Here is a 22542-nt window from a genome sequence, read left to right as displayed (position 1 = left end):
AAAGAAACGGTCGGGTTAATTTTCAGACGGCCTTTGGGTTTATTGTTTTGCCCAAGATGCTACGGCATCTGCAAACATGGCGGCAACGTCGAAATCTTTTTGCTTCATGATTTCTTGGAAGCCGGTCGGGCTGGTTACATTGACTTCGGTCAGGTTGTTGCCGATGACATCCAAACCGGCAAGCAAAATACCGCGACGCTTCAATTCAGGCGCAAGGGTTTCTGCAATTTCACGGTCGCGCTCGCTCAATTCCTGTGCCACGCCGCGACCGCCGGCAGCCAAGTTGCCGCGTGTTTCGCCGTTTTGCGGAATACGCGCCAAAGCATACGGAACAACTTCCCCGCCGATAATCAAAATGCGCTTGTCGCCATGTACGATTTCAGGAATATAGCGTTGCACCATGATGGTGCGTGAATCAAGCTGCATCAGGGTTTCAAGGATACTGCCGATATTGGGGTCGGATTCGGTCAGGCGGAAAATGCCCATACCGCCCATGCCGTCCAAAGGTTTGATGATGATATCGCCGTGTTCTTTCAAAAAGGCACGGACATCGGCGGAACGTGTGGTAACCAAAGTCGGCGCGGTAAACTGGCTGAAGTTCAAAATCGCCAATTTCTCATTGAAATCGCGCATTGCCTGTCCGCTGTTAAATACTTTTGCGCTCTGCTGCTCTGCCAACGTCAAAAACTGGGTCGCGTACAGATATTGCATATCAAACGGCGGATCAGTGCGCATAATGACCGCATCGAAATCTTTCAAGGCCGTCTGAACTTTTGCCTCTGCTTTAAACCATTCGTGATCGTCATCACTCTTCGCGCCGACAAACTCAAATGCCGCTGCCTGAGCCACTACCCAGCCTTCACGGACGGACAATTCTCCGCTCAAGGTATGAAAAAGCTGCCAACCGCGCTTTGCCATTTCACGCATCATGGCGTAAGTAGTGTCTTTATAGGTTTTAAAACTTGCCATTGGATCGGCGATAAACAGGACTTTCATCAAAATTTCCTTGTAAACAGACGATATAATCATACCTTGTATTCTGCCTGCCTGAAAAGGTGGCAAAATATAGAAAAGGCCGTCTGAATCCTATTTTCAGACGGCCTTGAGGCTTTTAGGCGGCTGCCAAATGCAAGAGTTCGGCGGCATGGCTGCGTGTGGTATCGGTAATGATTTCGCCACCCAGCATACGCGCGATTTCCTCAATGCGCTGATGATGGTTCAAGACACTGATTTCGCTGACGGTTTGCTCCCCTTCGCTATGCTTGCGGACCTGCCAATGGTTTTCACCGCAAGAGGCGACTTGAGGAAGATGGGTTACCGCCAAGACTTGATGTTTTTTACCTAAGGCACGCAAAGCTTTACCGACCATTTCAGCAACTCCGCCACCAATACCGGTATCCACTTCGTCAAAAATCAATGTCGGCACTTGCGTGTATTGGCTGGCAACCACTTGCAAAGCCAAGCTGATACGTGCCAATTCGCCGCCGGAAGCCACTTTGTTCAAAGGTCGGGACGGACTGCCTTTATTCGCCGCCACTTGGAATTGCACTTGTTCCAGCCCATGTGCGGTCGGCGAAGACGGCAACAAGACGATGTCAAAACGTGCGCCTTTCATGGCCAAATGCTGCATATGCTCGGTGGTCTCTTCGCCCAAACGGCCGGCTGCCTGATGGCGCATGGCGGAGAGAATGTGCGCGGCTTCGTGGTATTCGGCAAGATTGCGCGCAACCGTATTTTCCAAGGCTTCCAAATCAGCGGCCGCTTGCAGGTTTTGTAGGCGCTCGTCAATTTCCGCCAACTTTTGCGGTAGCTCTTCCGGCTCAATGCGGTATTTGCGCGCCATGCTCATCAATTCACCCATACGGCTTTCTTGTGCGGCCAATTCATTCGGATCGATATCGCTGCGGCCGGCCACATCGCGCATATTGGCACTGATTTCACCCAACTCGGCTTCAATACTTGCCAACATATTCAGGCTTTCGGCAAAGCGCGGTTCAATGTTTTGCAGATTGCCCAGCAGTTTTTGGCATTGGTAGATTTGACGTTGGATGCCGTTGTCGCCGTCTATGCTTTCGCCCACCTGCTCGGCGGTTTGCAGCAACTCGGCCGAATGCGCCAGGCTGTCGTGGCTTTGGCTTAAGGTTTCCCATTCGTTGGGTTTGAGCTCCAATTGGTTCAATTCATTAAACTGCCATTCCAAACGCTCGCGCTCGAGGGCCATGGTTTCTGCCTGCTCTTGTGCTTCTTGCAGAGCTTTTTTCGCATTAACCCAGTTTTGATAAAGCTGCTTGACCGTTTCCGCCTGCTCTTTGCTGCCGGCGAACGCATCCAACAACTCGCGTTGCGCGGATTCTTGATTCAACGAATGATGGGCATTTTGGCCGTGAATATCGATTAACTGCTCGCCGATGGCTTTCAGCTGCGCCAATGTTGCTGCCTGATTATTGATATAACTGCGGCTTTTACCCTTGGCATCGATAATACGGCGGATGCTGAGCTCTTCGGCATCTTCTTCCAAAAGGCCTTGCTCCTGCAGCTGCTCTTTCAGCTCAGGCAAACCGCTGATGTCGAACAAAGCCGACAACTGCGCTTCTTTGGCGCCGCTGCGCACTTGGCTGTAATCGGCTTTATCGCCCAATAACAGGCCAATCGCATCCAGAGTAATCGATTTGCCTGCGCCGGTCTCGCCCGTCAATACGGTAAAGCCGTTTTGAAAATCAAGATTCAGGTTTTCAACAATGACAAAATCACGCAAAGAAAGTGCCAACAGCATTGCAGTATTCCTTAGTAAATCACCCGCACCTATGCGGAATAGCTTTAGATAAGCTGATTATAACTAAGATTTTTTATAGTTTAAATCAGATTTTTCTTATGATTTATCTAAGATATTTATTTTAAACAAATTATTTTTTAATCAGGCAATAAAAAGGCCGTCTGAATATTGCTACATGTTCAGACGGCCTAAATTTATTTTACTCTGCCAGCTCTACTTGTTCATGCCCCATCAATTCCTGCCCTACTCCGGCAAGCAGGTTCAGATAACGCTCATACTGCTTGAGCATATCGGCAATCAATTCTTTGTGCGTCATATATTGCACATCGTATCCATCGCGCCCATCCGAAAAATACGTCAACGGTATGAACGTTGCCGCATATTTGAAATGAGGCAGGCTGTCTTCACGAATCAACTGGTCGGTAATTTCCCGCTTTACGGATTTAATCCCATAGACAAAATCCCTTACCGTCCCTTTATGCACCACCAGCTCCACCGACGGCTCATCCTGTTGCAACAGGCAACGGATTTCTACGTCCATATTGTATTTTTCGGTCAATTCGTTTTTCAATTCCTGCATTGCCGGAAGCGCCGTATTTTTCATAAATTTGATGATATCGACTTCCTGCGTCTGATTCATCATTTGTCCAAGGCGTTCCCTCCAATGATCGCCCGACCAGAAAATACTGCCCGGATTGACCGCAGTTGCAAAATAGTTGGCATCGTTGTTCAGGGCTTTCCACAAAGAAACCATCATAAAAATCATCAACACCGCAAACGGCAGAGACGCAATCAGGGTCATGGTTTGCAAAATAGGCAAACCGCCGGCACCCAACAACACAATAGCCACAGCCGAAATCAACACGCCCCACATAACCGATTGCCACTTGGGCGAAGCCAGCCCTTTATCGCGCGAAGCAATATTGTTCAGCACATAAATGCCTGAGTCGGCAGAAGTGATAAAAAACAGCGCAATCACTAGCAATGCAACCAAGCTGCTGACAACCGGCCACGGCAAATAATTCAAAAAGGCAAACAACAATTTTTCAGGCTCGTTGGTCAAGGCAGACAAGGCGCCGTTTGCCACATGCGTGTCCAGCCACAAGGCCGAATTACCAAATACGGTAAACCACAAAATACTCATCAGGCTAGGCACTGCTAATACGCCAAAAATAAATTCGCGGATGGTCCTGCCTCGTGAAATTCGGGCAATGAACAAACCGACAAAAGGCGACCACGAACACCACCAAGCCCAATACAACACCGTCCAGCCGGTAAACCATTTTGTATGCTCAGGCTCGTAGGTATATGACTTAAAGCTGAACGAAACGAAGTTACTCAAATAAGTGCCCAAATTGTCGCTGAATGCGAAAATCAAATACGTCGTCGGCATACTCAACAAGACAAACAACAGCAATGACAGTGCCAATACCAAGTTGGTTTCACTCAAAATTTTGACGCCTTTGCCCACGCCCGAAGTTGCGGAAAATATGGCAATCGCCATCACAACAACGATAATGCCGACCTGCAAGACATAGCTGTTGTCCTGCACCCAGCCCATCTTCAGCAAACCGGAACCCATTTGTGCCGCGCCAAATCCCAAGGTTGTGATAATACCGAACAAAGTCGCAATCAAAGCCATCACATCGATGGCATCGCCCATTTTGCCGTTGATTTTGTCTTTTAAAATCGGATAAAAGCAGGAGCGCAACGCCAGCGGCAATTTGTAGCGGAAACCGAAATACGCCAAGGCAAGTGCGATGATTCCGTAGATTGCCCAGGCATGAATCCCCCAGTGGAACACCGTATGCAGAATCGCCTCTTGCGCATTGCCTTTGGCAATCGGGGAAGAAAAATGCGATAACGGCTCGGCCACACCGAAAAACATCAAGCCCACGCCCATGCCGGCCGCAAACAGCATGGCCAGCCATGATAAAAACGAAAACTCAGGTTCGTCCTCGTTTGTACCCAGCCTGATACTGCCGAAGCTGCTGATGGGAAGCGCCAATAAGAAAATAAGGAATACAGAGAAAGTCAGAATGTAAAACCAACTGACATTTTGAAAAATAAACTGCTTCATGGCATTTAACAAAGCCTCAGTATTTTGAGGCCAAACCAAAGCAGCTGACAAAAGCAAAAGGACGAAGAAAAGCGTAATACCGACCACGCTTGGGTTGAAAGAAGATTTGTTTTGAATAAATTGTTTGAATTTCATATCGGTTCCGTAGTTGATACAGCGCATATTTGAAGAACAAACGGGCTGCCGATTGATAAAGAAAGAAACGTTTCCGTATGCCTTCTCAAACTATTACAGAATGAGAGATATTTATTCTAATAATTCTTAAATTATATCACAAAATCAATAAGTTATTAAAATAGATGAAAATTATATTTAAAATCATGATGTTATACAACAATAAAGGCCGTCTGAAACACGATTGACGGCCTTTACATTCAAATCAGTTAATCAGTCTGCTTCCTGATTCTACTGCTTCTTCAGCCTCCTCATCGCCTGTCGGCGGCGTTTCCATCAAATCAGGCAACACCAGCTCGCCCAATTCAGTCAGCGGCGGCAATTCTTCCAAACTTTCCAAACGCAAATCGCTTAAGAATGTTGCTGTTGTTGCCCACAAAGCCGGACGGCCGACAGAATCACGGTGGCCGATGACTTCAATCCAGCCCCTATCCTGCAAGGTTTGCATCACATTTTGCGACACCGCCACGCCGCGTATGCCTTCAATATCGCCACGCGTTACCGGTTGCTGATAGGCAATAATCGCCAGCGTCTCCATCACGGCGCGGGAATAACGCGGCGCGCGCTGCTCTTGCAGGCTGCCCAGTCGTTCAAAGGCGGCTTGGGCGATTTGGAAACGCCAGCCCTCATGGGTATGCACCAGTTGCAAAGCCCTGCCCTGCCAGCGGGCCTTCAGTTGCGCCAACACGTCAATCAGCTTGTCTTGCGACAACGGCGGCACACACAATTCGCGCATGGCTTTTTCGTTTAAGGGTTCGACTTGCGTCAACAGCGCCGCTTCAATCAGCGCATCGGGAGAAAGTTTTTCAGTCATAATAAAATCAATGTTCAGACGGCATAAACAGCCAAAGGCCGTCTGAAAGATAATATGGTTAATGGTTTGTTACGCACTCAAATGCGCTTTCAGTTTTTCTTCGTCCAAAAACCAATGGCAGATTTCAGTATCGCCATCCAGCAAAACAGGCACCAGCTCATTGTACTTTTCTTCTAAAACCGGATCGGCATCAACATCGACAATATCCAGCTCAAATCCAAACTGCTCCTGATAAGGCTTTAATTGTTCGCGCATTTTGTGGCACAGGCTGCAATATTCCCGAAACATCAAGGTCAGTTTCATGGCGGTTACTCTCGGAGGGACAAAAGCGGCCATTGTATAGCAAAATGCCGCCAAACCATACAGGCATGACAAAGGCCGTCTGAACAGGCGCGAAACGAAATCAAGGATTTCTGTCACGCCTTCAGACGGCCTTTGTGTGTATTCTAAAATTAAGACTGAACGTTGATACCGGCAGTCACGGTATTTTGGGCACTGCTTGCAGTCAAAAACGATGCAGCCAATTCGCCGCAGCAACCGCAACAAGTCGCCACGCCCAATTGAGCCTGCAAATCGCTCATGGTGGTTGCACCGGCGGCAATGGTCTCTTTGATGTCGTGGTCAGTAATGGCGTTGCAGATGCAGACAAACATGATGTGCTCCAATAATTTTGTTACCCTCTGTAATTGAGAGTAGGATTTATTCTTGAACGTAAATATAAATAAAAACGGTTTGCATTGCAATATTGGCACCGTCCTTTTGTTTTAAAATTTTTCTATGTAAATTTGTATTTTGATTGTTATTTTATAAATAGTAAACTTTATAACCGTTCAGACGGCCACGATAACAAAAGGCGGCATCTTCGAAATGCCGCCTCTATTCATGAACGGGAATGGTGTTCATCGACCATGTTTTTCAAACGAATATTAGCAACATGGGTATAAATCTGTGTGGTGTTGATATCGGAATGTCCCAACATCATCTGGACCGAACGCAAATCGACGCCGTGATTGACCAAATGCGTGGCAAAAGCATGGCGCAAACCGTGCGGGCTGAGCGAAGCAATACCGGCCGCTTCGGCATATTCTTTGACTATCATCCATGCAAGTTGACGGCTGATGCCGCTGCGTTTCTGGCTGACAAACACTTCGTTGCAGATTTTGTTTTTCAGCAACAACGGACGCGATTCGTTGCAATAGCGTTCCACCCAATACGCCGCTTCCTGCCCCAGTGGAACCAGACGCAATTTGTCGCCCTTGCCTATGGTACGGATACTGCCGCGATGTAAATCGATATCGCTGAGCGTCAATTTGACGGCTTCGGTCACGCGCAAACCTGTTGCATACATGACTTCAAGCAAGGCTTTGTCGCGCAGTCCATGCGGCGTTTCCACATCCGGTGCAGCCAGCAGCGCGTCGATTTGGGCTTCGGTAATCAGCGTGGGCAGTTTGCGTTCCGATTTCGGCGCTTTGAGAAAACGGGTGGGATTGTCTGCTCTTTGACCTGTTTCTTCCAACCAGCCGTACATGCGCTTGCAAGCCGACAAGGCTCGTGCTTGGGACGTGCTTTTTTCCCCCTCCGCATATACGGCATCAGACAGGGAAAATTCATCGGCACTCAACCAATCCTGCCCACCCTCGGCCAAACGCGCCGCGACCTTGACCAAATCACGGCGGTAACTTTGCAGCGTATTGTGGCTGAGCCTGTCTTGCAGCCAAAGGGATTCAAGCAGCTTGTCTATTAAATCGTCCATATCCATCAAACTGTATTGAAAGGCCGTCTGAACGGCATGGCTTTACATCCGTTCAGACGGCCTTAGGTTTTCAAAGCCCTATTTAAGAGGCTTGAGAGATTGTATCCAAAACTTCCTGCGCGTGTCCGGCCACTTTGACTTTGCGCCATTCATGGGCGATTTCGCCGTTTTTGTCCAGCACAAACGTACTGCGCTCGATGCCGAGGGATTCTTTGCCGTAAAGCTTTTTCAGCTTGATCACGTCAAACAGTTTGCAGACGGTTTCTTCTTTATCGCTCAACAATTCAAACTGGAAGCCTTGCTTGGCGCAGAAATTCTGATGCGATTTGATACCGTCGCGCGAAATGCCGACAACGGTATAGCCCAATGCTTTGAATTGCTCCAATCGGGCATTGAAATCCAAACCTTCGGTGGTACAGCCGGGCGTGCTGTCTTTAGGATAAAAATAGACAACCAACGGCAAATGTTCGGCGGAGTTAAAATCGCTGCCGGAAGAAGATGGGAGTGTAAATTGATATTTTGACATATTATTCCTTTCAGACGGCCTAAACCTAGCCTGCGTTTATTTTTCACTTAAATTCAAATAACTGCGCGTACCTTGAAAATCTTCCAATGCGCGCAACAAAAGCTGGAAGTGGTCGTCATTGCCGGCCAAATCCAACTCATCGGCATTGACAGTCAGCAAAGGCGCGCTTTGATACAAATGGAAGAAATGACTGTATTCGTCATGCACACGTCCCAAATAGCCTTCGGGGAACAAACTGATGATGCCTTCGTGACGTTTTTGTAGGCGTTTGCGGTTGTTTTCGACGGCGGTTTGCAGATAAATCACCACATCAGGCTCCGCGTATTGCGGCAGAATACGTTGCTTCATATCGGCAAAAAGCTGCTGCTCGTCATCATTCAAAACGATGGGCGTAAAAATACGGTCTTTTTCCGGCAGAAAATCAGCCACAACCATTCCGCCTTGCGCGCATTGTTCTTCAATAATATTCACGCTTTCAGCGCGGCGCGTTAGGAAGAAAAGTTCGGCAGCCAAGCCATTATTGGAAACATTGCTGTAAAACTTCATGAGAAACGGATTGTGATCCGGATTCTCCGACAACAGCAACGCGCTGAAATGCTCTGCCAAACGGCGGCTCAAAGCGGTCTTGCCGCTACCGATGGCGCCTTCGACAACAATATAACGAGGATTCATAGTAACTCTTTGTAATGTGTTTTCCAACAATATTTTATAGCAAAAAAGGCGTGTCCAACACGCCCTTTCTTGTTTTAGTCCGTTTTTCAGACGGCCCTTATTCTTTCAACAGGCGAATACCCTGCCAGCCCAAAGCTTGAGCCAAATCAGCCGCACTGCCATGCTCACCCAACTCGAAATCCGGAAGGATTTCGGCCAGCGGCAACATAACGAAACTGCGCTGATGCGCTCGCGGATGCGGCAAGGTCAGATGCGGGTCATCGCTGCGAATACCGTCAAAATCGATGATGTCCAAATCCAAAGTGCGCGGCGCATTCCGGAAGGTACGTTCGCGCCCAAATTCGGCCTCGATGCGGTTTAACTCTGCCAACAGCGCTACGCCGTCCAATGATGTTTTCACCGCGCAAACCGCGTTCACAAAATCGGGCTGATCATCATAGCCGACCGGCGCAGTTAGATACAGGGAAGAAGTCTTTTCAAGCCGGATATGCGGATGCGCGGCCAATTCGGCCAAAGCGGTGCGAACCTGTTCAGCAGGATTGGCGAGATTGCTGCCCAAAGCGATAACGGCAAAATGCGGATACATTTCAGACAGCCTCTTTTAAAACGGCAGCGTTTTGGTTTTGGCAAGGAAAACAATCGTGGCAACACACGACATGGCCAAAACGTAGACGATATAGAATTTCGGCGAACGCGGACGCGAACGCATCATAATCATGCCCAATACAATATAAACCAGCAACAGCAGGATTTTCATGCCGAGCCACGGCGCATTGAACGGCGAAAAATGGGTAATCTTCATCAGCCACAAGCCGGTAAACAGCAACATGGTGTCGTTCAAATGCGGCATGGCTTTCCAAATGCCTGACAACGGTTTCTCAGGATGACGCCAGAGCAGGAAAAAACGGATGTTGAACAACAGGATGGTAATGGCAACGAAAATCTGATGGCTGTATTTTACAAACAGATATTGCATGGCAGTTTCTTATGTTAAAGGTTGAAAAACAAAGCAGCTATTTTACCGCAAACATCTATTTCTGACGCAACTTTTCAATCGCCAGCAGATAGGGAGGCGCATTGCGGCGGTTGACAAAGCCATAGCGTAACACGGCAAATGCTTCCTGCGGCAAAGTTTCCGCCCATTGCACAATCGCTTCAGCCTCTATTCGGCCGGCTTCATGCCCCGGATACAATACCGCCACGGCAAGCCCGCCCTCTTTCAGCAAACCCAAAGTATCCGTCAGCGCACGGATGCTGCTTGCCGCCTCAGTCGTACAGCTTTTATTGCCACCCGGCAGCCAACCGAAATTAAATACTGCGGCATCTAAAGGCTCGTCGAGATAAGATAAAAGGTTTTCATGGCCGTCATGTATCAGAGCTACCCAACCATCTACGCCATTTTCTTTCAGACGGCCTTGAGTCTGCTCCAGTGCTTTGGGTTGCACATCAAATGCCCACACCCTACCCGTCTCGCCAACCGACTGCGCCAACAGCAAAGTATCATGCCCGTTTCCGGCCGTCGTATCCAAAGCGCGGCAGCCTGATTTTAAGGCTTGTCGTAACAGGGAATGTGCAAAAGGAAGAATGTTTTCAAGCAGCATGATAAAGGTCGTCTGAAAATAAAAATACCCTACCGCAAAAGCGGTAAGGTATTGAAAAACAGGAATGCGTTACATCATTTATTCGGCAGGTTGTTGCACAGTCTCAACTTGAACCGGAGCAGCTGCGGCAGCGGCTTGAGGTTGTTTGTTTTCGTGTTGCAGGCTGACTGCGCGTGCAGGAACGATTGTTGAGATAGCGTGTTTGTAAACCATCTGAGTGACGGAAGTATTACGCAGCAGAACAACGTACTGGTCGAATGATTCCACTTGGCCTTGCAGCTTAATGCCGTTTACCAAGTAGATCGAAACCGGAACGTGCTCTTTACGCAACGCATTCAAAAAAGGATCTTGTAACATTTGTCCTTTAGCTGTCATATTCTTGAGCTCCATTATTATGATTGTAAAGACGCCAAAATCGGCGTTTGATGGGATTGTAGCCCCGAATAGGATAAATTACCAACTATTTTTTTCTATCACACCGTTTAGGAATCCAGCAATCAGGGAACTTCACGACAAACTGACTGTTTCATTTTCATATTCACAACAATTCCCAATTCAAATTTGATGTTTTTTTAAATTCAGCAAACCCTATCGAAAATATGCTACGAAGCTCTAATGAGTTGTTTTTCATTATAAAAAGGCCGTCTGAAATTGTTCAGACGGCCTTTGTGCTTATTTGCTAAATTGTTTTTTCACGCTGACTTTGGTTTTCTTCTTGAAGCGGTTTTTCTCTTCCTTGCGGCCTTCGCGTTTCTCAATACGGTTGCTCAAGCTGACACGGCGTAGCGGTTTTTTCTTCGGTTTGTCTTCCGCATTTTCATACGGGTTTTCCGAAACATTGTATTGAATTCTGAGCGGCGTACCTTGCAGATTGAAGGCTTTGCGGAACGTTTGGGTCAGATAACGTGTGTAGCTGTCAGAAATGGCGTGCAGCGAATTGCCGTGAACCACAATCACCGGCGGGTTCATGCCGCCTTGGTGGGCATAACGCATTTTCGGACGCACCAAACCAGCGCGCGGCGGCTGTTGACGCTCGATCGCGCTTTGCAATACGCGCGTGATTTTCGGCGTCGGCATCTTAATCATCGCCGCATTGTAGGCAGCCTGAATGCTTTCAAACAAACCGTCTATACCGCGCTCTTTCAACGCAGAAATAAAGTGGAACTTAGCAAAATCAAGGAAATACAGTTTTCGGTTGATATCGCGTTTCACTTGCTCGCGGCGCTCTTCGCTGATGCCGTCCCATTTATTGACTGCCACCACCAAAGCACGGCCTGCTTCCAAAGCAAAACCTGCAATCGTCGCATCTTGATCGGCGATATCTTGTTGCGCATCCAACACCAAAACAGCAACGTTTGCCGCCTCAACCGCCTGCATGGCTTTGATAACGGAGAACTTTTCCACCGCTTCATCCACTTTGCCGCGACGGCGCACACCTGCGGTATCGATGATGGTAAACGGCTTGCCTTCGCGTTCAAAATCGATATGGATACTGTCGCGCGTCGTGCCTGCCATATCGAAAGCAATCACGCGTTCCTCGCCGAGAATGGCGTTTACCAAGGTCGATTTACCGACATTTGGACGGCCGATTACAGCAAAAACAGGATGTTTCGCTTCTTCCTCTTCCTTTTCAGGCTCAGGGAAGGTTTCCAAAATCTCTTCAATCAAATAATACACGCCATCGCCGTGCGCACCTGAAATAACATAAGGGTCGCCCAAGGCAAGTTCGTAGAACTCGGCTGCAAGTACAGCCCTATTGCCGCCCTCGCCTTTATTCACGGCCAAATAAACGGGACGCGGACTTTGGCGTAAACGGTCGGCAATAATTTTATCTTGCGGCGTCAAACCGGTACGACCGTCCACCAAAAACACAACCGCATCGGCTTCATCGACAGCCTGCAAGGTTTGTTTTGCCATTTCGTGCAAAATGCCGCTGTCCACAACCGGCTCAAAACCGCCGGTATCGATGACCAAATAAGGTTTGCTGCCGACTTTGCCATGACCGTAATGGCGGTCACGCGTCAGGCCAGGCAGGTCATGCACGAGCGCGTCTTTGGTGCGCGTCAAACGGTTGAATAAAGTAGATTTGCCGACATTGGGGCGGCCGACAAGCGCGATGGTTGGTTTCATAATTGAGTCTTTCTGTGTCAAGTGCCGCCTAAAAACGGGAGCGGAACACAAGCAGGTGTTTTAAAAACACGGTTGATAAGGATAAGTGTAGGCCGTCTGAAAAGTCATTGCAACTTCAGACGGCCTTGATTTCAAACAAACTTATTTCAAGCTGTCGATTTTCATTTGCAGCAATTCACGGCCTACTGCGGTTTGCGGCATTTTGCTCAAAGCTGCTTCGTAACTTTGTACGGCTTCTTTGGTTTTATTTTGGGCAACGTAAACATCGCCTTTGGTTTCCAGCATCAAAGGCTCGAAATCAGCCTCAACCTGAGTATTCAGGGCATTGATGGCGGCATCGTATTTTTTCTGCTGCAACAGGACAACGCCCAAACGCTGCGCTGCCAAAGCTTGAACCAGCGGTGCGTTTTGGTTTTTCAGCACCCAATTCAAATGACCTTCCGCCACATCATAACGGCCGGCATCAAACTCAGTCGCCGCTACCATCAACGTAGCTTGGGCTGTCGAAATGGAATCAGGATAGTTTTTTTGCAATTCGGCCAAATCGGCATTGATGGCTTTAGGGTCGGTTTTTTGCTGCGCCTTTTCCACCATTTGCGCCAATACAGCGGCGGCTTCCTGATCTTTTGAAGCTTTTTGGCCTTGGTAAATGGTGTAACCCAAATACCCCAAAGCCGCCACGATCAGCAAGGCAAAGATCCAACGGCCGGTTTTTTTCCAAAAATATTTAAAGTTGTCTAACTCTTGTTGTTCTTCCAAATGGGCTGCCATTTATGCGTTCTTCCATTGTTGTAAAGTGTCTGTCAAATCAGCGGCGGCAACGGTTTGTTGTTCGTGTTCGCCCTGCATATCTTTCAAGGTAACCGTACCGTTTGCCAGCTCATCCTGAGCCACAATCAGGGCAAAGCGTGCGCCACTGTTGTCTGCTTTTTTCATTTGCGCTTTCAGGCTTTGATAGCCGGAATGCTGCATTACATTGAAACCTTGTGCGCGTAAGGCTTGCGCGTATTTCATCACCTGCAAGTCCGCACCTTCGCCTTGGTGCATTGCATAGACATCAGGCGCAGCGTTCACTTCCAGCGAGCCGTATTCGCTCACCAAAAGCAGCAGTCGCTCAATACCCATCGCAAAGCCGATAGACGGCGCAGGTTTGCCGCCAAGCTCTTCAATCAAACCATCGTAACGGCCGCCGCCGCACACAGTCGCCTGCGCGCCGAGTTTGTCGGTCGTCCACTCAAAAACCGTCTGATTGTAGTAATCCAAACCGCGTACCAAGCGCGGATTTTCAACATATTGAATACCCAAACCGTCCAACATCACCTTGAAGCGTGCATAATGGTTTTGCGAGGCCTCGCCCAAGTAATCCACCAAACGCGGCGCCGCATTGCAGATTTCCTGCAAATCAGGGTTTTTCGTATCCAAAACGCGCAAAGGATTGGTTTTCAGACGGCGTTTGCTGTCTTCATCCAATTTATCTTCATAACGGGTCAGATATTCGACCAATGCCGCACGGTGTGCCGCGCGTTCCTCACGGTTGCCCAAGCTGTTGATTTCCAAAGTCAGGTATTCACGAATACCCAATTTTTCCCATAAGTCGGCAGACATCGCGATGATTTCCGCATCGATATCCGGCCCTTCAAAACCCAAAGCCTCAATACCGACCTGATGGAACTGACGATAACGGCCTTTTTGCGGACGCTCGCGGCGGAACATCGGCCCCATATACCACAGCTTTTGCGGGCTGTTGTACAGAAGGTTGTGTTCGACCACAGCACGCAGACAAGAAGCCGTACCTTCAGGGCGCAGGCTCAAACTCAAAGAATCGTTTGAATCGGAGAAGGTGTACATTTCCTTGCCGACCACATCGGTTTCCTCGCCGATAGAGCGGACAAACAAACCGGTTTGCTCGACAATCGGCGTACGGATTTGCTGGTAGCCGTAAGCGCGTGTCCAGCGACCGACCGTATCTTCAAACGCCTGCCAAAACGCAGCCGTCAGTTTGAAATCTTTTTGTTCGACAGGTAAAAGGTCGTTCATACCTTTTACAGATTGAATTTTTTGTGCCATTTCAATATGGGATAAGCGAAAATCAAATAGTTGGGCATTATAGCTGATTTTTAAGGGTTTGTGAGGTTGGGAACAAATCAAAAGGCCGCCTGAAAATCGGTTTTCGCATTCAGACGGCCTGTAAAGCAGATTGCAGAATCACATTCAATGATTCCAATCCTTCCCTTGCTTTTCAACTTAAATTTCTTAAAAATATATTCAATATAGATTCAATGCCGTTATACTTGGATTCTTTTCATCTCGTCCCTATGCACATCATGAAAACACTACGCTCTCTTTTTGTTATCGGCTTGTTAACTACTATCTTCCCCTCCCAAGCGACGGCTGCAAATAACGCCACAAATAATCAAGCAAAAATAGATTTAGTCAAAAAAGTTTATCTGTCTAAAGTGGATTTAGGCTCTGAACACAATCGTGTTACCACGCCTGAACTACAAAAAATCATCCGACAATTCAATAAATTCAACACAAATATCCGTAAGCAACCCGATATGGAGATGGGATGTGACATGCCGATACATTACTACTTGGGCTTTGACCAGGATCATCCTGACAACTTCCATAAAACCTTACAAATCAAGGTCACTTCTCCCCATACCGTCCGGGCAACATTTAAACAATTTGACGGCCATAGGGTCGGTGCAGATTTCACGTTGAAATGTACAGAAAACCGTTGTTTGATAGATGATTTTAAGATGATTGGCGATCAAACCGGCATCAAAACCGATTACAAACTTGTTTTGCGCAAACAAAAATGTGAGTGAGCCGACAAAACAAAAGGGCTGCCCAAACAAATGGAGCAGCCCTTTGATTTTGAAATCAAGGTCGTGAAGGATGCGGATTTAAGCGGACAGGCGGCAAATTAGGTTTTCCGTATTGGGAAACAGCTTGTCTGCCTGAAGCAGCTTTCCCTGACTGCATGACGCCGCTGTCGTTGCGTATTGGATGTGCGGCATACTCATCTTGATTTAATTGTGAAACTTCTTCATTGACTTCATGCTCTGCCACAAGTTCATACTCATTATCGTATGCCTTACTCTTGCCAAGCCGAACTTCCCCTCCCGCCATAGCGGATACGGAAAACGCGGATAACATGATGATTATGCCGATTTTTCTCTGCATAATATTCTCCTTTTCTCAAATATTGCTTCTTTATCATTTCTTTAATTTATGCCACAAAAGCAAGTTCAAACAAAACCAGTTTCTTTGGTCGGTTGAAGAATCTATTTAAGCACAAAACCGGCATCACTACATATCCGTTATTAGAAGTTTATTTTCCATATAAACAAGGCCGTCTGAAAAAATCCTAAAAAACGAGTACAATCCGCCGCATGAAAAAACGTACTAGTCCCCTACCCCTTTTAGACGGTGTCAAACCCAGCTACTTAGTTTTGCCACATAAAAAGCAATTTTACGGCTTTCCTCTGCTGCATTTTTTATGCGCTCATTTTCCCTTTGTCGGCGAAGAAAACTGGCGACGGCGGCTGAATAGCGGTTTTGTGGTGGGCGCGAATGGCGTACCGTTTGATGAGAATACTTTATTCGAGCCCGGTAAGACGATGTTTTATTACCGTGAAACCAGCCGTGAGAGCGAGCCGCGTATTCCGTTTGAAGAAAAGATTTTGCATATTGACGAGCATTTGATTGTAGTGGACAAACCGCATTTTCTGCCTGTCATCCCCAGCGGCAGATTTTTGCGGGAAACCCTGCTCACGCGCCTGCGTTTGCGTTCTGAATTGCAGCATTTGAATGTTGAAGACATTACGCCGATTCATCGCTTAGATAAAGATACGGCAGGCGTTATGCTGCTTTCGCTCAACCCTGCCACGCGTCGCGATTATCAGACCATGTTCCAAGAAAAAACCGTCCGAAAAACCTATGAAGCGGTTGCGCCGACGCGGACGGATTTGGACTATCCGCTGGATATTTCGTCACGAATGGAACGTGGCGAAAAATTCTTTCTCACGCGGGAAACAGAAGGCAAACCCAACGCCCACACGACCATCGAGCTTATCGAAAACCGCGGCGCATTCAGCCTCTACCGCCTCACGCCGCATACCGGAAAGAAACACCAGCTCCGCGTGCATATGATGAGTTTGAACATGCCGTTGATGAACGATGCACTTTACCCTACCCCATTGGCAGCCGGTGATGAAGACTACGACAAACCTTTAAAACTTCTGGCCAAAAGAATTGAGTTTACCGATCCTGTCAGCGGAAAAATCCGCGTATTTGAAAGCGGCTTTACGCTTTAAGTTATCCAATCCAATAAAAAAGGCCGTCTGAAATTTTTCAGACGGCCTTTTTGTCACGGAATCATTTGATTAGTGATGAATGCAGCTGCACTCTTTATTCATATCAATCACCATACGGCCGGTAATTTTACCTTCGCGCATTTCTTGGAAGATGGCAGGCGCTTCATCCAAAGCACGCAACTCGACTTTAGGCACAACCAAACCTTCTGCGCCGAATTGGAATGCTTCCTCCAAATCTTTGCGGGTACCGACCAAAGAGCCGACCACTTCGATGCCGTCCAATACCAAACGTGGGATAGACAAATCCATAGACTCAGGTGGCAAGCCAACTGCAACGACACGGCCGCCTGCACGGACGCAGTTAACACCTGAATTGAAGGCGGCAGCGGATACGGCTGTTACAACGGCTGCGTGTGCGCCGCCGGTTTTTTCCTGAATCACTTTGGCGGCATCTTCTTTGGCAGCGTTGATGACTAAATCAGCGCCGGTTTCTTTAGCAAAGGCCAGTTTGTCGTCGTTGACGTCAATGGCAACAACATGCGCGCCAAACACTTTTTTCGCGTATTGAACCGCCAAGTTGCCCAAACCGCCTGCGCCGTAAATCGCAATCCATTGGCCCGGACGGACGCCGGAAACTTTAATGGCTTTATAAGTAGTTACGCCGGCACAAGTAATGCTGGAAGCTTGCGCAGGATCCAAACCTTCAGGGACTTTGACCGCGTAATCGGCACTCACGATACAGTGGGTCGCCATGCCGCCGTCGGCAGTATAGCCAGCGTTCAATACAGAGCGGCACAAGGTTTCGCGGCCGGTATTGCAGTATTCGCAAGAACCGCAGCTTTGGAACAGCCATGCGATGCTGACACGGTCGCCGACTTTCAGATTTTTCACACCGTCGGCAACTTCTTTAACCAAACCGATGCCTTCGTGTCCCAACACGCGACCCGGTTTGTCGCCGTAATCGCCTGCCGCAACATGCAAGTCGGTGTGGCACACGCCGCAATACTCGACTTCCACTAACGCCTCGCCGTATTCCAGCGGACGCAGTTCGCGTTCAACAACTTCTACATCACCTGCTACATCTTTATTTACTACCACAGCATGCATTTTCATGAGAGAGTCTCCTAGGGTGTTGAAAAACTGTTTAGCTATGAATGAGAATACTCCCCATATCCGAAGCCGTCAACCCATAATCTTTTTTAAAACAATAAGTTATAATGTTATACCATAACAAAATTTATTTAAGCCGTATAAATCTTTAAATATATTAACAAATGCACTTTCATTTCAATAAAATCCTTTATTTTTCAGACGGCCTGTTACATGAGACAACATTGCAAATGTAAATTTTGAGAATATTCTCATTTTTAGTACTTGAACTTAAAAAGAAAAAAGCATAAGCTGTTTTTCATGGTGTGAAACACCTATTCCCATTCATTAAGGAGACAGCATTATGGCAAAAGATTTAAATGTGTTTGATAAAGAATACGGCCTTTTGATCAACGGCGAATGGACGAAAGGTAGCGAAGGCAAACTTTTATCCTCTTACAACCCTGCCAATGGCGATGAGTTGGCCAAGTTCACAGACGCGACCGATGCCGATGTCGATGCTGCCGTCGCCGCTGCGCAAGAAGCGTTCAAAACATGGCGCAAAACCACGACTGCCGAACGCGCGGCCATTTTGAACAAAATCGCCGATGTGATTGACGAAAACGCCGAATTGTTTGCCCTGCAAGAAACCTTGGACAACGGCAAACCGATCCGCGAAACTCGCGCCGCCGACGTACCATTGGCTTCCGACCATTTCCGCTATTTCGCCAGCGTGATCCGCGGCGAAGAAGGCACTGCGACCCAGCTTGATGCCGAAGACCTGTCCATCGTTCTGCGCGAACCGATCGGTGTTGTCGGCCAAATCATTCCTTGGAACTTCCCATTCTTGATGGCCGCATGGAAAATCGCTCCGGCATTGGCCGCAGGTTGTACCATCGTCATCCATCCTTCTTCCAGCACTTCATTGAGCCTGTTGTCCCTCGCTCAAAAAATCAACCACTTGCTGCCTAAAGGCGTGTTGAACGTGATTACCGGCCGCGGTTCCAAATCCGGCGAATACATGCTGCACCACAAAGGCTTCAACAAACTGGCCTTTACCGGCTCAACCGAAGTCGGCCGCCGCGTCGGCATCGCTGCCGCCGAATTGCTGATTCCGTCCACTTTGGAATTAGGCGGCAAATCTGCCAACATCTTCTTCGACGATATGCCTTTCGACAAAGCCCTCGAAGGCGCGCAAAAAGGTATTTTGTTCAACCAAGGCCAAGTGTGCTGCGCCGGTTCGCGCATTTTTGTACAAGAAGGCATTTACGACAAATTCGTCAATGCTTTGGCGGAAGAATTCAAAAAAATCAAAGTCGGCCTGCCTTGGGAAGATGACACCCAAATGGGTTCGCAAGTCAATGCCGGTCAACTCGAGACCATTTTGAAATACGTCAAAATCGGCGAACAGGAAGGCTGCCGCATCATTACCGGCGGTAAAAAAATCGAAGGCGCATTGGGCAAAGGCGAATTTGTCGAGCCTACTTTGATTGAAGCCAGCAGCAACGAAGCCCGTGTTGCCCAAGAAGAAATCTTCGGCCCGGTTGCCACCGTGATTAAATTCAAAACCGAAGAAGAAGTCATCAAAATGGCCAACGACAGCGAATACGGCTTGGGCGGCGCAGTTTGGAGTACCGACATCAACCGCTGCCTGCGCGTTTCCAATGCACTGGAAACCGGCCGCGTTTGGGTAAACTGCTACAACCGCCTGCCTGCCGGTGCGCCGTTTGGCGGCTACAAAACTTCGGGTATCGGCCGCGAAACCCACAAAATGATGCTCGCCGCCTACACCCAAGTGAAAAACATCTACATCAGCACCCGTGAAGAACGCGAAGGCTTTTATTGATTCGGTGATTCACAGTAATCTGATTTAGAACATAAAAGGCCGTCTGAAACCTGTTTCAGACGGCCTTGCTTTATTCTGTTTCGCAATAAATGCTTTATATCTTTCTCAAAAAAAGCCCCATTACTTTCTCTCCGGCCACCGCCAGCAAGGCTCCGGCCACAACCACCATGGCACCCATATAGCTGACGATATTCATATCTGAAGCGGCAAAATAATCGGGGGCGAGATGATGGCCGATGGTAGAAAATATCATGGTAAACACAGGAATCAGCGTGGTAACGATACTGACTTTTGAAGCGTCCCAATGGTTGAGCGCTTCGCCGAATGAACCGTAGCCGATCAGCGTGTTCAAACAGCAATAGATAAAGCAGCCCCATAAAAACGGATTGCCGATATGGGCGATTTGAGACGGTTCGGCAAACGGCAGGAAAACAAAGCTGCTGCAAAAATAGATCATGAGCAGGATTTGTTGCGAATTAAAATGTTTGGACAGAAGTTTTTGCGCCACGCCGTAGCACACCCAAATCATGCTGCCCGAAGCCGCCATCATCACGCCGACTGCGTAGCTGCCCAAGCTGAAAAGTTCGCCAAATTTGTCGTTGAAAAACATGACCAAACCCGTCAGCAAAAGCATCAAGCCGATTTTTTGCCAGTGCGTAAAGGCTTCTTTAAACACGCCTACGCCGACCAAAATCATGGTAAAGGGCGAGAGCTGCCACAACACCTGCGTGGTTGTCGGCGAAATATAGTGCAAACCCATGGCAACGAGAACAAAGTTGGCGGAAATACCGATAATGCCCAACACCAATAAAAACAAGGTTTGCTTGGAAAATTCAGACGGCCTCGGCAGCTTGCCGGTCAGCCCCAACAGCACAAACAACACCAGCGAAGCCACTAAAAAGCGTATCCACACCAGCGTGGGCGCATCGACGGCTTTTAAGGCCTGTTGGGCGATAACCGGCAGCGAGCCCCAAGTCATGGTGGCAAGCAGCGCCAATGAAAAGCCGAGCCACGGTTTTTGTTTCTTCATTTTTCAGACGGCCTTTGTTTACGCGGCTTCCCAGTAGTCGATATAAAGCTGCAATTCGAGATTATTCCGCCATTCGTTGGCAACGGGGCGGTACACCGTGCGGATGTATTCGGGAATGTCTTCGCTGCAACGCCAAAACATGGCTTCAAATTCATAGCCGTCTTTTTGCAGCCAGACTTTTTTATGTTTGCCTTCTGCGCCCAAAGGTTGCTGGCGGACAACATGAAATTCATCGGTAAAACTCGGCGGCGCGAAGCCCTGCCCCCAAACGTGTTTAGCAAGGTTTTGCGCCTGTTCCAGCGTAATGTCGCGTGCAGGCAGGCTGCCGTCGGTGATGAAGGTTTGCGATAAATCGTCTTCGCACACCATCTCGCGCACGGCTTCTTCAAAGGCCGTCTGAAACGCGGGAATATTGTGTTCAAGTATGCTCAAACCTGCCGCCATCGCGTGTCCGCCGAATTTCAAAATCAAATCGGGATGGCGTTTGGACACCAAGTCCAAAGCGTCGCGCAGGTGCAAATTGGGAATGGAGCGCCCCGAACCGCGCACTTCGCCGTTGTCGGCAGGCGCAAACACGATGGTTGGACGATAAAAACGGTCTTTGAGACGGCTGGCAACGATACCGACCACGCCTTGATGGAAATCGTCGCGATACGCCACTAACGTCGTCTGACCTGAAGGCAGGGTTTCAGGAAAATCATTCAGCGCGTCTTGCAGCATAGACTGCTCGATTTCGCGGCGCTCGATATTGAGGTTGTTTAACTGCGCCGCCAGTTCCTGCGCTTCGACATCATCTCGCGCCAACAGACAGGCAATGCCGACCGACATATCGTCCAGCCGTCCAGCCGCGTTGATGCGCGGTCCCAGTGCAAAACCCATATCAAACGGCTGAGCCTTGCGCCAATCCCGTCGCGCCACTTCAAACAAAGCGCGGATGCCGGGGCGCATTTTGCCCAAACGCATCCGTTTCAAACCTTGCGACACGAGGATACGGTTGTTGTGGTCTAGAGTAACGACGTCAGCGACGGTACCGAGTGCGACCAAATCCAAAAGGTCGCCCAGATTCGGCTCTTTCATGCCGTCTGAAAAATAATTGCGGCGGCGCAATTCGGCACGCAACGCCATCAATACATAAAAAATCACGCCCACGCCCGCCAAGCTTTTGCTTTGGAAAGCGCAGCCTTTTTGGTTCGGATTGACGATGATGCAGTCGGGCACGGTCTCGGCAGGCAGGTGGTGGTCGGTCACAATCACATCCAAACCCAATTCCTGCGCACGCGCCACGCCTGCAATGCTGGCGATACCGTTATCCACCGTCACCAACAAATCCACACCTTGCTCGGCAGCGATTTCAGCCAGCTCGAGCGTTAAGCCGTAGCCGTGTTCAAAGCGGTTGGGCACAAGGAAATCCACTTTCGCCCCCATCGCCGCCAAACCGCTCATACCGACGGAACACGCCGTCGCACCGTCGGCATCATAGTCGGCGACAATCAGGATTTTTTCCTGACGCTCAATCGCATCCGCCAAACGGCCGGCGGCGGCTTCGCAGTTTGTCAGCGTTTGATACGGCAAAAGCGCAGCAAGCTTGTCGTCCAACTCGGCCGGACTTTGCACATCACGCGCAGCACACAGCCGGGCAATCAAAGGATCGGTACCGGCAGTAAGCAAGTCGTTGAAAACAGTCGGATTAATGGAACGTGTTTGGATTTTGACGGACATGGTATGTGGGATT

At 48.7% G+C, this 22542-nt stretch carries 23 protein-coding genes; 3 read left to right on the top strand and 20 right to left on the bottom strand.

All coding sequences use genetic code 11. The annotated features are described in order from the left end of the window. Positions 1 to 39 precede the first annotated feature (39 nt). The 16 genes from gshB to hisS all read right to left on the bottom strand — a co-directional run bounded on the left by gshB (position 40) and on the right by hisS (position 14590). Entirely contained in the window at positions 40 to 996 is a 957-nt protein-coding gene (gshB, locus tag ACTHTY_RS01065) for a glutathione synthase (protein ID WP_371509913.1), read from the bottom strand. A 115-nt stretch (positions 997 to 1111) separates the two neighbouring features. Further along, complete coding sequence (gene recN / locus ACTHTY_RS01060; protein ID WP_440366192.1) at positions 1112 to 2773, bottom strand: DNA repair protein RecN; 1662 nt, start codon at positions 2771 to 2773, stop codon at positions 1112 to 1114. Between the two features lie 199 nt (positions 2774 to 2972). Next, positions 2973 to 4988 (bottom strand): BCCT family transporter, encoded by a 2016-nt coding sequence (locus ACTHTY_RS01055; protein ID WP_440366191.1) that lies wholly within the window; start codon positions 4986 to 4988, stop codon positions 2973 to 2975. A 244-nt stretch (positions 4989 to 5232) separates the two neighbouring features. Then, positions 5233 to 5841, bottom strand: coding sequence for an SMC-Scp complex subunit ScpB (gene scpB, locus ACTHTY_RS01050; protein ID WP_004519443.1), 609 nt, complete (start codon positions 5839 to 5841; stop codon positions 5233 to 5235). 69 nt (positions 5842 to 5910) lie between these two features. Further along, positions 5911 to 6144 carry a glutaredoxin family protein gene (locus ACTHTY_RS01045; protein WP_070461515.1) on the bottom strand — a complete coding sequence of 78 codons (234 nt, stop codon included), beginning with the start codon at positions 6142 to 6144 and terminating at the stop codon, positions 5911 to 5913. Positions 6145 to 6293: 149 nt separating this feature from the next. Continuing rightward, positions 6294 to 6494, bottom strand: coding sequence for a (2Fe-2S)-binding protein (locus ACTHTY_RS01040; RefSeq protein ID WP_003681978.1), 201 nt, complete (start codon positions 6492 to 6494; stop codon positions 6294 to 6296). A gap of 227 nt (positions 6495 to 6721) precedes the next feature. Then, entirely contained in the window at positions 6722 to 7600 is an 879-nt protein-coding gene (xerD, locus tag ACTHTY_RS01035; protein WP_440366467.1) for a site-specific tyrosine recombinase XerD, read from the bottom strand. A gap of 76 nt (positions 7601 to 7676) precedes the next feature. Beyond that, positions 7677 to 8120, bottom strand: coding sequence for a peroxiredoxin (locus ACTHTY_RS01030; protein ID WP_440366190.1), 444 nt, complete (start codon positions 8118 to 8120; stop codon positions 7677 to 7679). Positions 8121 to 8156: 36 nt separating this feature from the next. Further along, on the bottom strand, positions 8157 to 8792 hold the full coding sequence (locus ACTHTY_RS01025) for a deoxynucleoside kinase (protein ID WP_049350657.1): 636 nt from the start codon (positions 8790 to 8792) through the stop codon (positions 8157 to 8159). Positions 8793 to 8889: 97 nt separating this feature from the next. Further along, complete coding sequence (folK, locus tag ACTHTY_RS01020; protein ID WP_440366189.1) at positions 8890 to 9378, bottom strand: 2-amino-4-hydroxy-6-hydroxymethyldihydropteridine diphosphokinase; 489 nt, start codon at positions 9376 to 9378, stop codon at positions 8890 to 8892. Positions 9379 to 9393: 15 nt separating this feature from the next. Beyond that, positions 9394 to 9768: a SirB2 family protein gene (locus tag ACTHTY_RS01015; protein ID WP_070695352.1), complete on the bottom strand. Its 375-nt coding sequence runs from the start codon at positions 9766 to 9768 to the stop codon at positions 9394 to 9396. Positions 9769 to 9823: 55 nt separating this feature from the next. Continuing rightward, on the bottom strand, positions 9824 to 10393 hold the full coding sequence (locus ACTHTY_RS01010; RefSeq protein ID WP_440366188.1) for a class I SAM-dependent methyltransferase: 570 nt from the start codon (positions 10391 to 10393) through the stop codon (positions 9824 to 9826). 78 nt (positions 10394 to 10471) lie between these two features. Further along, a complete protein-coding gene (gene hfq, locus ACTHTY_RS01005) occupies positions 10472 to 10768 on the bottom strand; it encodes an RNA chaperone Hfq (RefSeq protein WP_036493792.1) in 297 nt (98 codons plus the stop codon). 297 nt (positions 10769 to 11065) lie between these two features. Next, complete coding sequence (gene der, locus ACTHTY_RS01000) at positions 11066 to 12523, bottom strand: ribosome biogenesis GTPase Der (protein ID WP_440366187.1); 1458 nt, start codon at positions 12521 to 12523, stop codon at positions 11066 to 11068. Between the two features lie 141 nt (positions 12524 to 12664). Then, a complete protein-coding gene (locus tag ACTHTY_RS00995; RefSeq protein WP_070695350.1) occupies positions 12665 to 13294 on the bottom strand; it encodes a YfgM family protein in 630 nt (209 codons plus the stop codon). After that, positions 13295 to 14590, bottom strand: coding sequence for a histidine--tRNA ligase (gene hisS, locus ACTHTY_RS00990; RefSeq protein ID WP_440366186.1), 1296 nt, complete (start codon positions 14588 to 14590; stop codon positions 13295 to 13297). 257 nt (positions 14591 to 14847) lie between these two features. Between hisS and ACTHTY_RS00985 the strand changes: the two genes are divergently transcribed. Further along, positions 14848 to 15354: a hypothetical protein gene (locus ACTHTY_RS00985; protein ID WP_440366185.1), complete on the top strand. Its 507-nt coding sequence runs from the start codon at positions 14848 to 14850 to the stop codon at positions 15352 to 15354. Between the two features lie 55 nt (positions 15355 to 15409). Here ACTHTY_RS00985 and ACTHTY_RS00980 read toward each other — a convergent pair whose 3' ends face one another. After that, positions 15410 to 15712 (bottom strand): hypothetical protein, encoded by a 303-nt coding sequence (locus ACTHTY_RS00980; RefSeq protein ID WP_107792412.1) that lies wholly within the window; start codon positions 15710 to 15712, stop codon positions 15410 to 15412. Between the two features lie 209 nt (positions 15713 to 15921). Here ACTHTY_RS00980 and ACTHTY_RS00975 point away from each other — a divergent pair, with 209 nt between their 5' ends. After that, the gene (locus ACTHTY_RS00975) at positions 15922 to 16845 is read left to right on the top strand and encodes an RluA family pseudouridine synthase (protein WP_440366184.1); all 924 of its coding nucleotides are present in this window, start codon (positions 15922 to 15924) and stop codon (positions 16843 to 16845) included. A 69-nt stretch (positions 16846 to 16914) separates the two neighbouring features. On the opposite strand, the gene adhP is transcribed toward ACTHTY_RS00975, so the two are convergent. Beyond that, positions 16915 to 17958, bottom strand: coding sequence for an alcohol dehydrogenase AdhP (gene adhP / locus ACTHTY_RS00970; RefSeq protein ID WP_440366183.1), 1044 nt, complete (start codon positions 17956 to 17958; stop codon positions 16915 to 16917). A 340-nt stretch (positions 17959 to 18298) separates the two neighbouring features. Between adhP and ACTHTY_RS00965 the strand changes: the two genes are divergently transcribed. Continuing rightward, on the top strand, positions 18299 to 19780 hold the full coding sequence (locus ACTHTY_RS00965) for an aldehyde dehydrogenase family protein (RefSeq protein WP_049335482.1): 1482 nt from the start codon (positions 18299 to 18301) through the stop codon (positions 19778 to 19780). Positions 19781 to 19874: 94 nt separating this feature from the next. Here ACTHTY_RS00965 and ACTHTY_RS00960 read toward each other — a convergent pair whose 3' ends face one another. Both ACTHTY_RS00960 and recJ read right to left on the bottom strand, forming a co-directional pair. Next, positions 19875 to 20810, bottom strand: coding sequence for a DMT family transporter (locus ACTHTY_RS00960; RefSeq protein WP_440366182.1), 936 nt, complete (start codon positions 20808 to 20810; stop codon positions 19875 to 19877). 18 nt (positions 20811 to 20828) lie between these two features. Then, positions 20829 to 22529, bottom strand: coding sequence for a single-stranded-DNA-specific exonuclease RecJ (recJ, locus tag ACTHTY_RS00955; RefSeq protein WP_440366181.1), 1701 nt, complete (start codon positions 22527 to 22529; stop codon positions 20829 to 20831). Between the last annotated feature and the right edge of the window lie 13 nt (positions 22530 to 22542).

Origin of the sequence: Neisseria sp. P0019.S002 (genome assembly GCF_051957155.1) — a bacterium.
GTDB lineage: Bacteria > Pseudomonadota > Gammaproteobacteria > Burkholderiales > Neisseriaceae > Neisseria > Neisseria perflava.
Note: the sequence above shows the minus strand (reverse complement) of the source record. Positions and strands in the feature narration are given on the sequence as shown.

What these genes read in the sequence shown, in the direction of transcription:
- gshB (WP_371509913.1), bottom strand. Translation starts at nt 996, where the DNA reads ATGAAAGTCCTGTTTATCGCCGATCCAATGGCAAGTTTTAAAACCTAT.
- recN (WP_440366192.1), bottom strand. Translation starts at nt 2,773, where the DNA reads ATGCTGTTGGCACTTTCTTTGCGTGATTTTGTCATTGTTGAAAACCTG.
- ACTHTY_RS01055 (WP_440366191.1), bottom strand. Translation starts at nt 4,988, where the DNA reads ATGAAATTCAAACAATTTATTCAAAACAAATCTTCTTTCAACCCAAGC.
- scpB (WP_004519443.1), bottom strand. Translation starts at nt 5,841, where the DNA reads ATGACTGAAAAACTTTCTCCCGATGCGCTGATTGAAGCGGCGCTGTTG.
- ACTHTY_RS01045 (WP_070461515.1), bottom strand. Translation starts at nt 6,144, where the DNA reads ATGAAACTGACCTTGATGTTTCGGGAATATTGCAGCCTGTGCCACAAA.
- ACTHTY_RS01040 (WP_003681978.1), bottom strand. Translation starts at nt 6,494, where the DNA reads ATGTTTGTCTGCATCTGCAACGCCATTACTGACCACGACATCAAAGAG.
- xerD (WP_440366467.1), bottom strand. Translation starts at nt 7,600, where the DNA reads ATGGATATGGACGATTTAATAGACAAGCTGCTTGAATCCCTTTGGCTG.
- ACTHTY_RS01030 (WP_440366190.1), bottom strand. Translation starts at nt 8,120, where the DNA reads ATGTCAAAATATCAATTTACACTCCCATCTTCTTCCGGCAGCGATTTT.
- ACTHTY_RS01025 (WP_049350657.1), bottom strand. Translation starts at nt 8,792, where the DNA reads ATGAATCCTCGTTATATTGTTGTCGAAGGCGCCATCGGTAGCGGCAAG.
- folK (WP_440366189.1), bottom strand. Translation starts at nt 9,378, where the DNA reads ATGTATCCGCATTTTGCCGTTATCGCTTTGGGCAGCAATCTCGCCAAT.
- ACTHTY_RS01015 (WP_070695352.1), bottom strand. Translation starts at nt 9,768, where the DNA reads ATGCAATATCTGTTTGTAAAATACAGCCATCAGATTTTCGTTGCCATT.
- ACTHTY_RS01010 (WP_440366188.1), bottom strand. Translation starts at nt 10,393, where the DNA reads ATGCTGCTTGAAAACATTCTTCCTTTTGCACATTCCCTGTTACGACAA.
- hfq (WP_036493792.1), bottom strand. Translation starts at nt 10,768, where the DNA reads ATGACAGCTAAAGGACAAATGTTACAAGATCCTTTTTTGAATGCGTTG.
- der (WP_440366187.1), bottom strand. Translation starts at nt 12,523, where the DNA reads ATGAAACCAACCATCGCGCTTGTCGGCCGCCCCAATGTCGGCAAATCT.
- ACTHTY_RS00995 (WP_070695350.1), bottom strand. Translation starts at nt 13,294, where the DNA reads ATGGCAGCCCATTTGGAAGAACAACAAGAGTTAGACAACTTTAAATAT.
- hisS (WP_440366186.1), bottom strand. Translation starts at nt 14,590, where the DNA reads ATGGCACAAAAAATTCAATCTGTAAAAGGTATGAACGACCTTTTACCT.
- ACTHTY_RS00985 (WP_440366185.1), top strand. Translation starts at nt 14,848, where the DNA reads ATGAAAACACTACGCTCTCTTTTTGTTATCGGCTTGTTAACTACTATC.
- ACTHTY_RS00980 (WP_107792412.1), bottom strand. Translation starts at nt 15,712, where the DNA reads ATGCAGAGAAAAATCGGCATAATCATCATGTTATCCGCGTTTTCCGTA.
- ACTHTY_RS00975 (WP_440366184.1), top strand. Translation starts at nt 15,922, where the DNA reads ATGAAAAAACGTACTAGTCCCCTACCCCTTTTAGACGGTGTCAAACCC.
- adhP (WP_440366183.1), bottom strand. Translation starts at nt 17,958, where the DNA reads ATGAAAATGCATGCTGTGGTAGTAAATAAAGATGTAGCAGGTGATGTA.
- ACTHTY_RS00965 (WP_049335482.1), top strand. Translation starts at nt 18,299, where the DNA reads ATGGCAAAAGATTTAAATGTGTTTGATAAAGAATACGGCCTTTTGATC.
- ACTHTY_RS00960 (WP_440366182.1), bottom strand. Translation starts at nt 20,810, where the DNA reads ATGAAGAAACAAAAACCGTGGCTCGGCTTTTCATTGGCGCTGCTTGCC.
- recJ (WP_440366181.1), bottom strand. Translation starts at nt 22,529, where the DNA reads ATGTCCGTCAAAATCCAAACACGTTCCATTAATCCGACTGTTTTCAAC.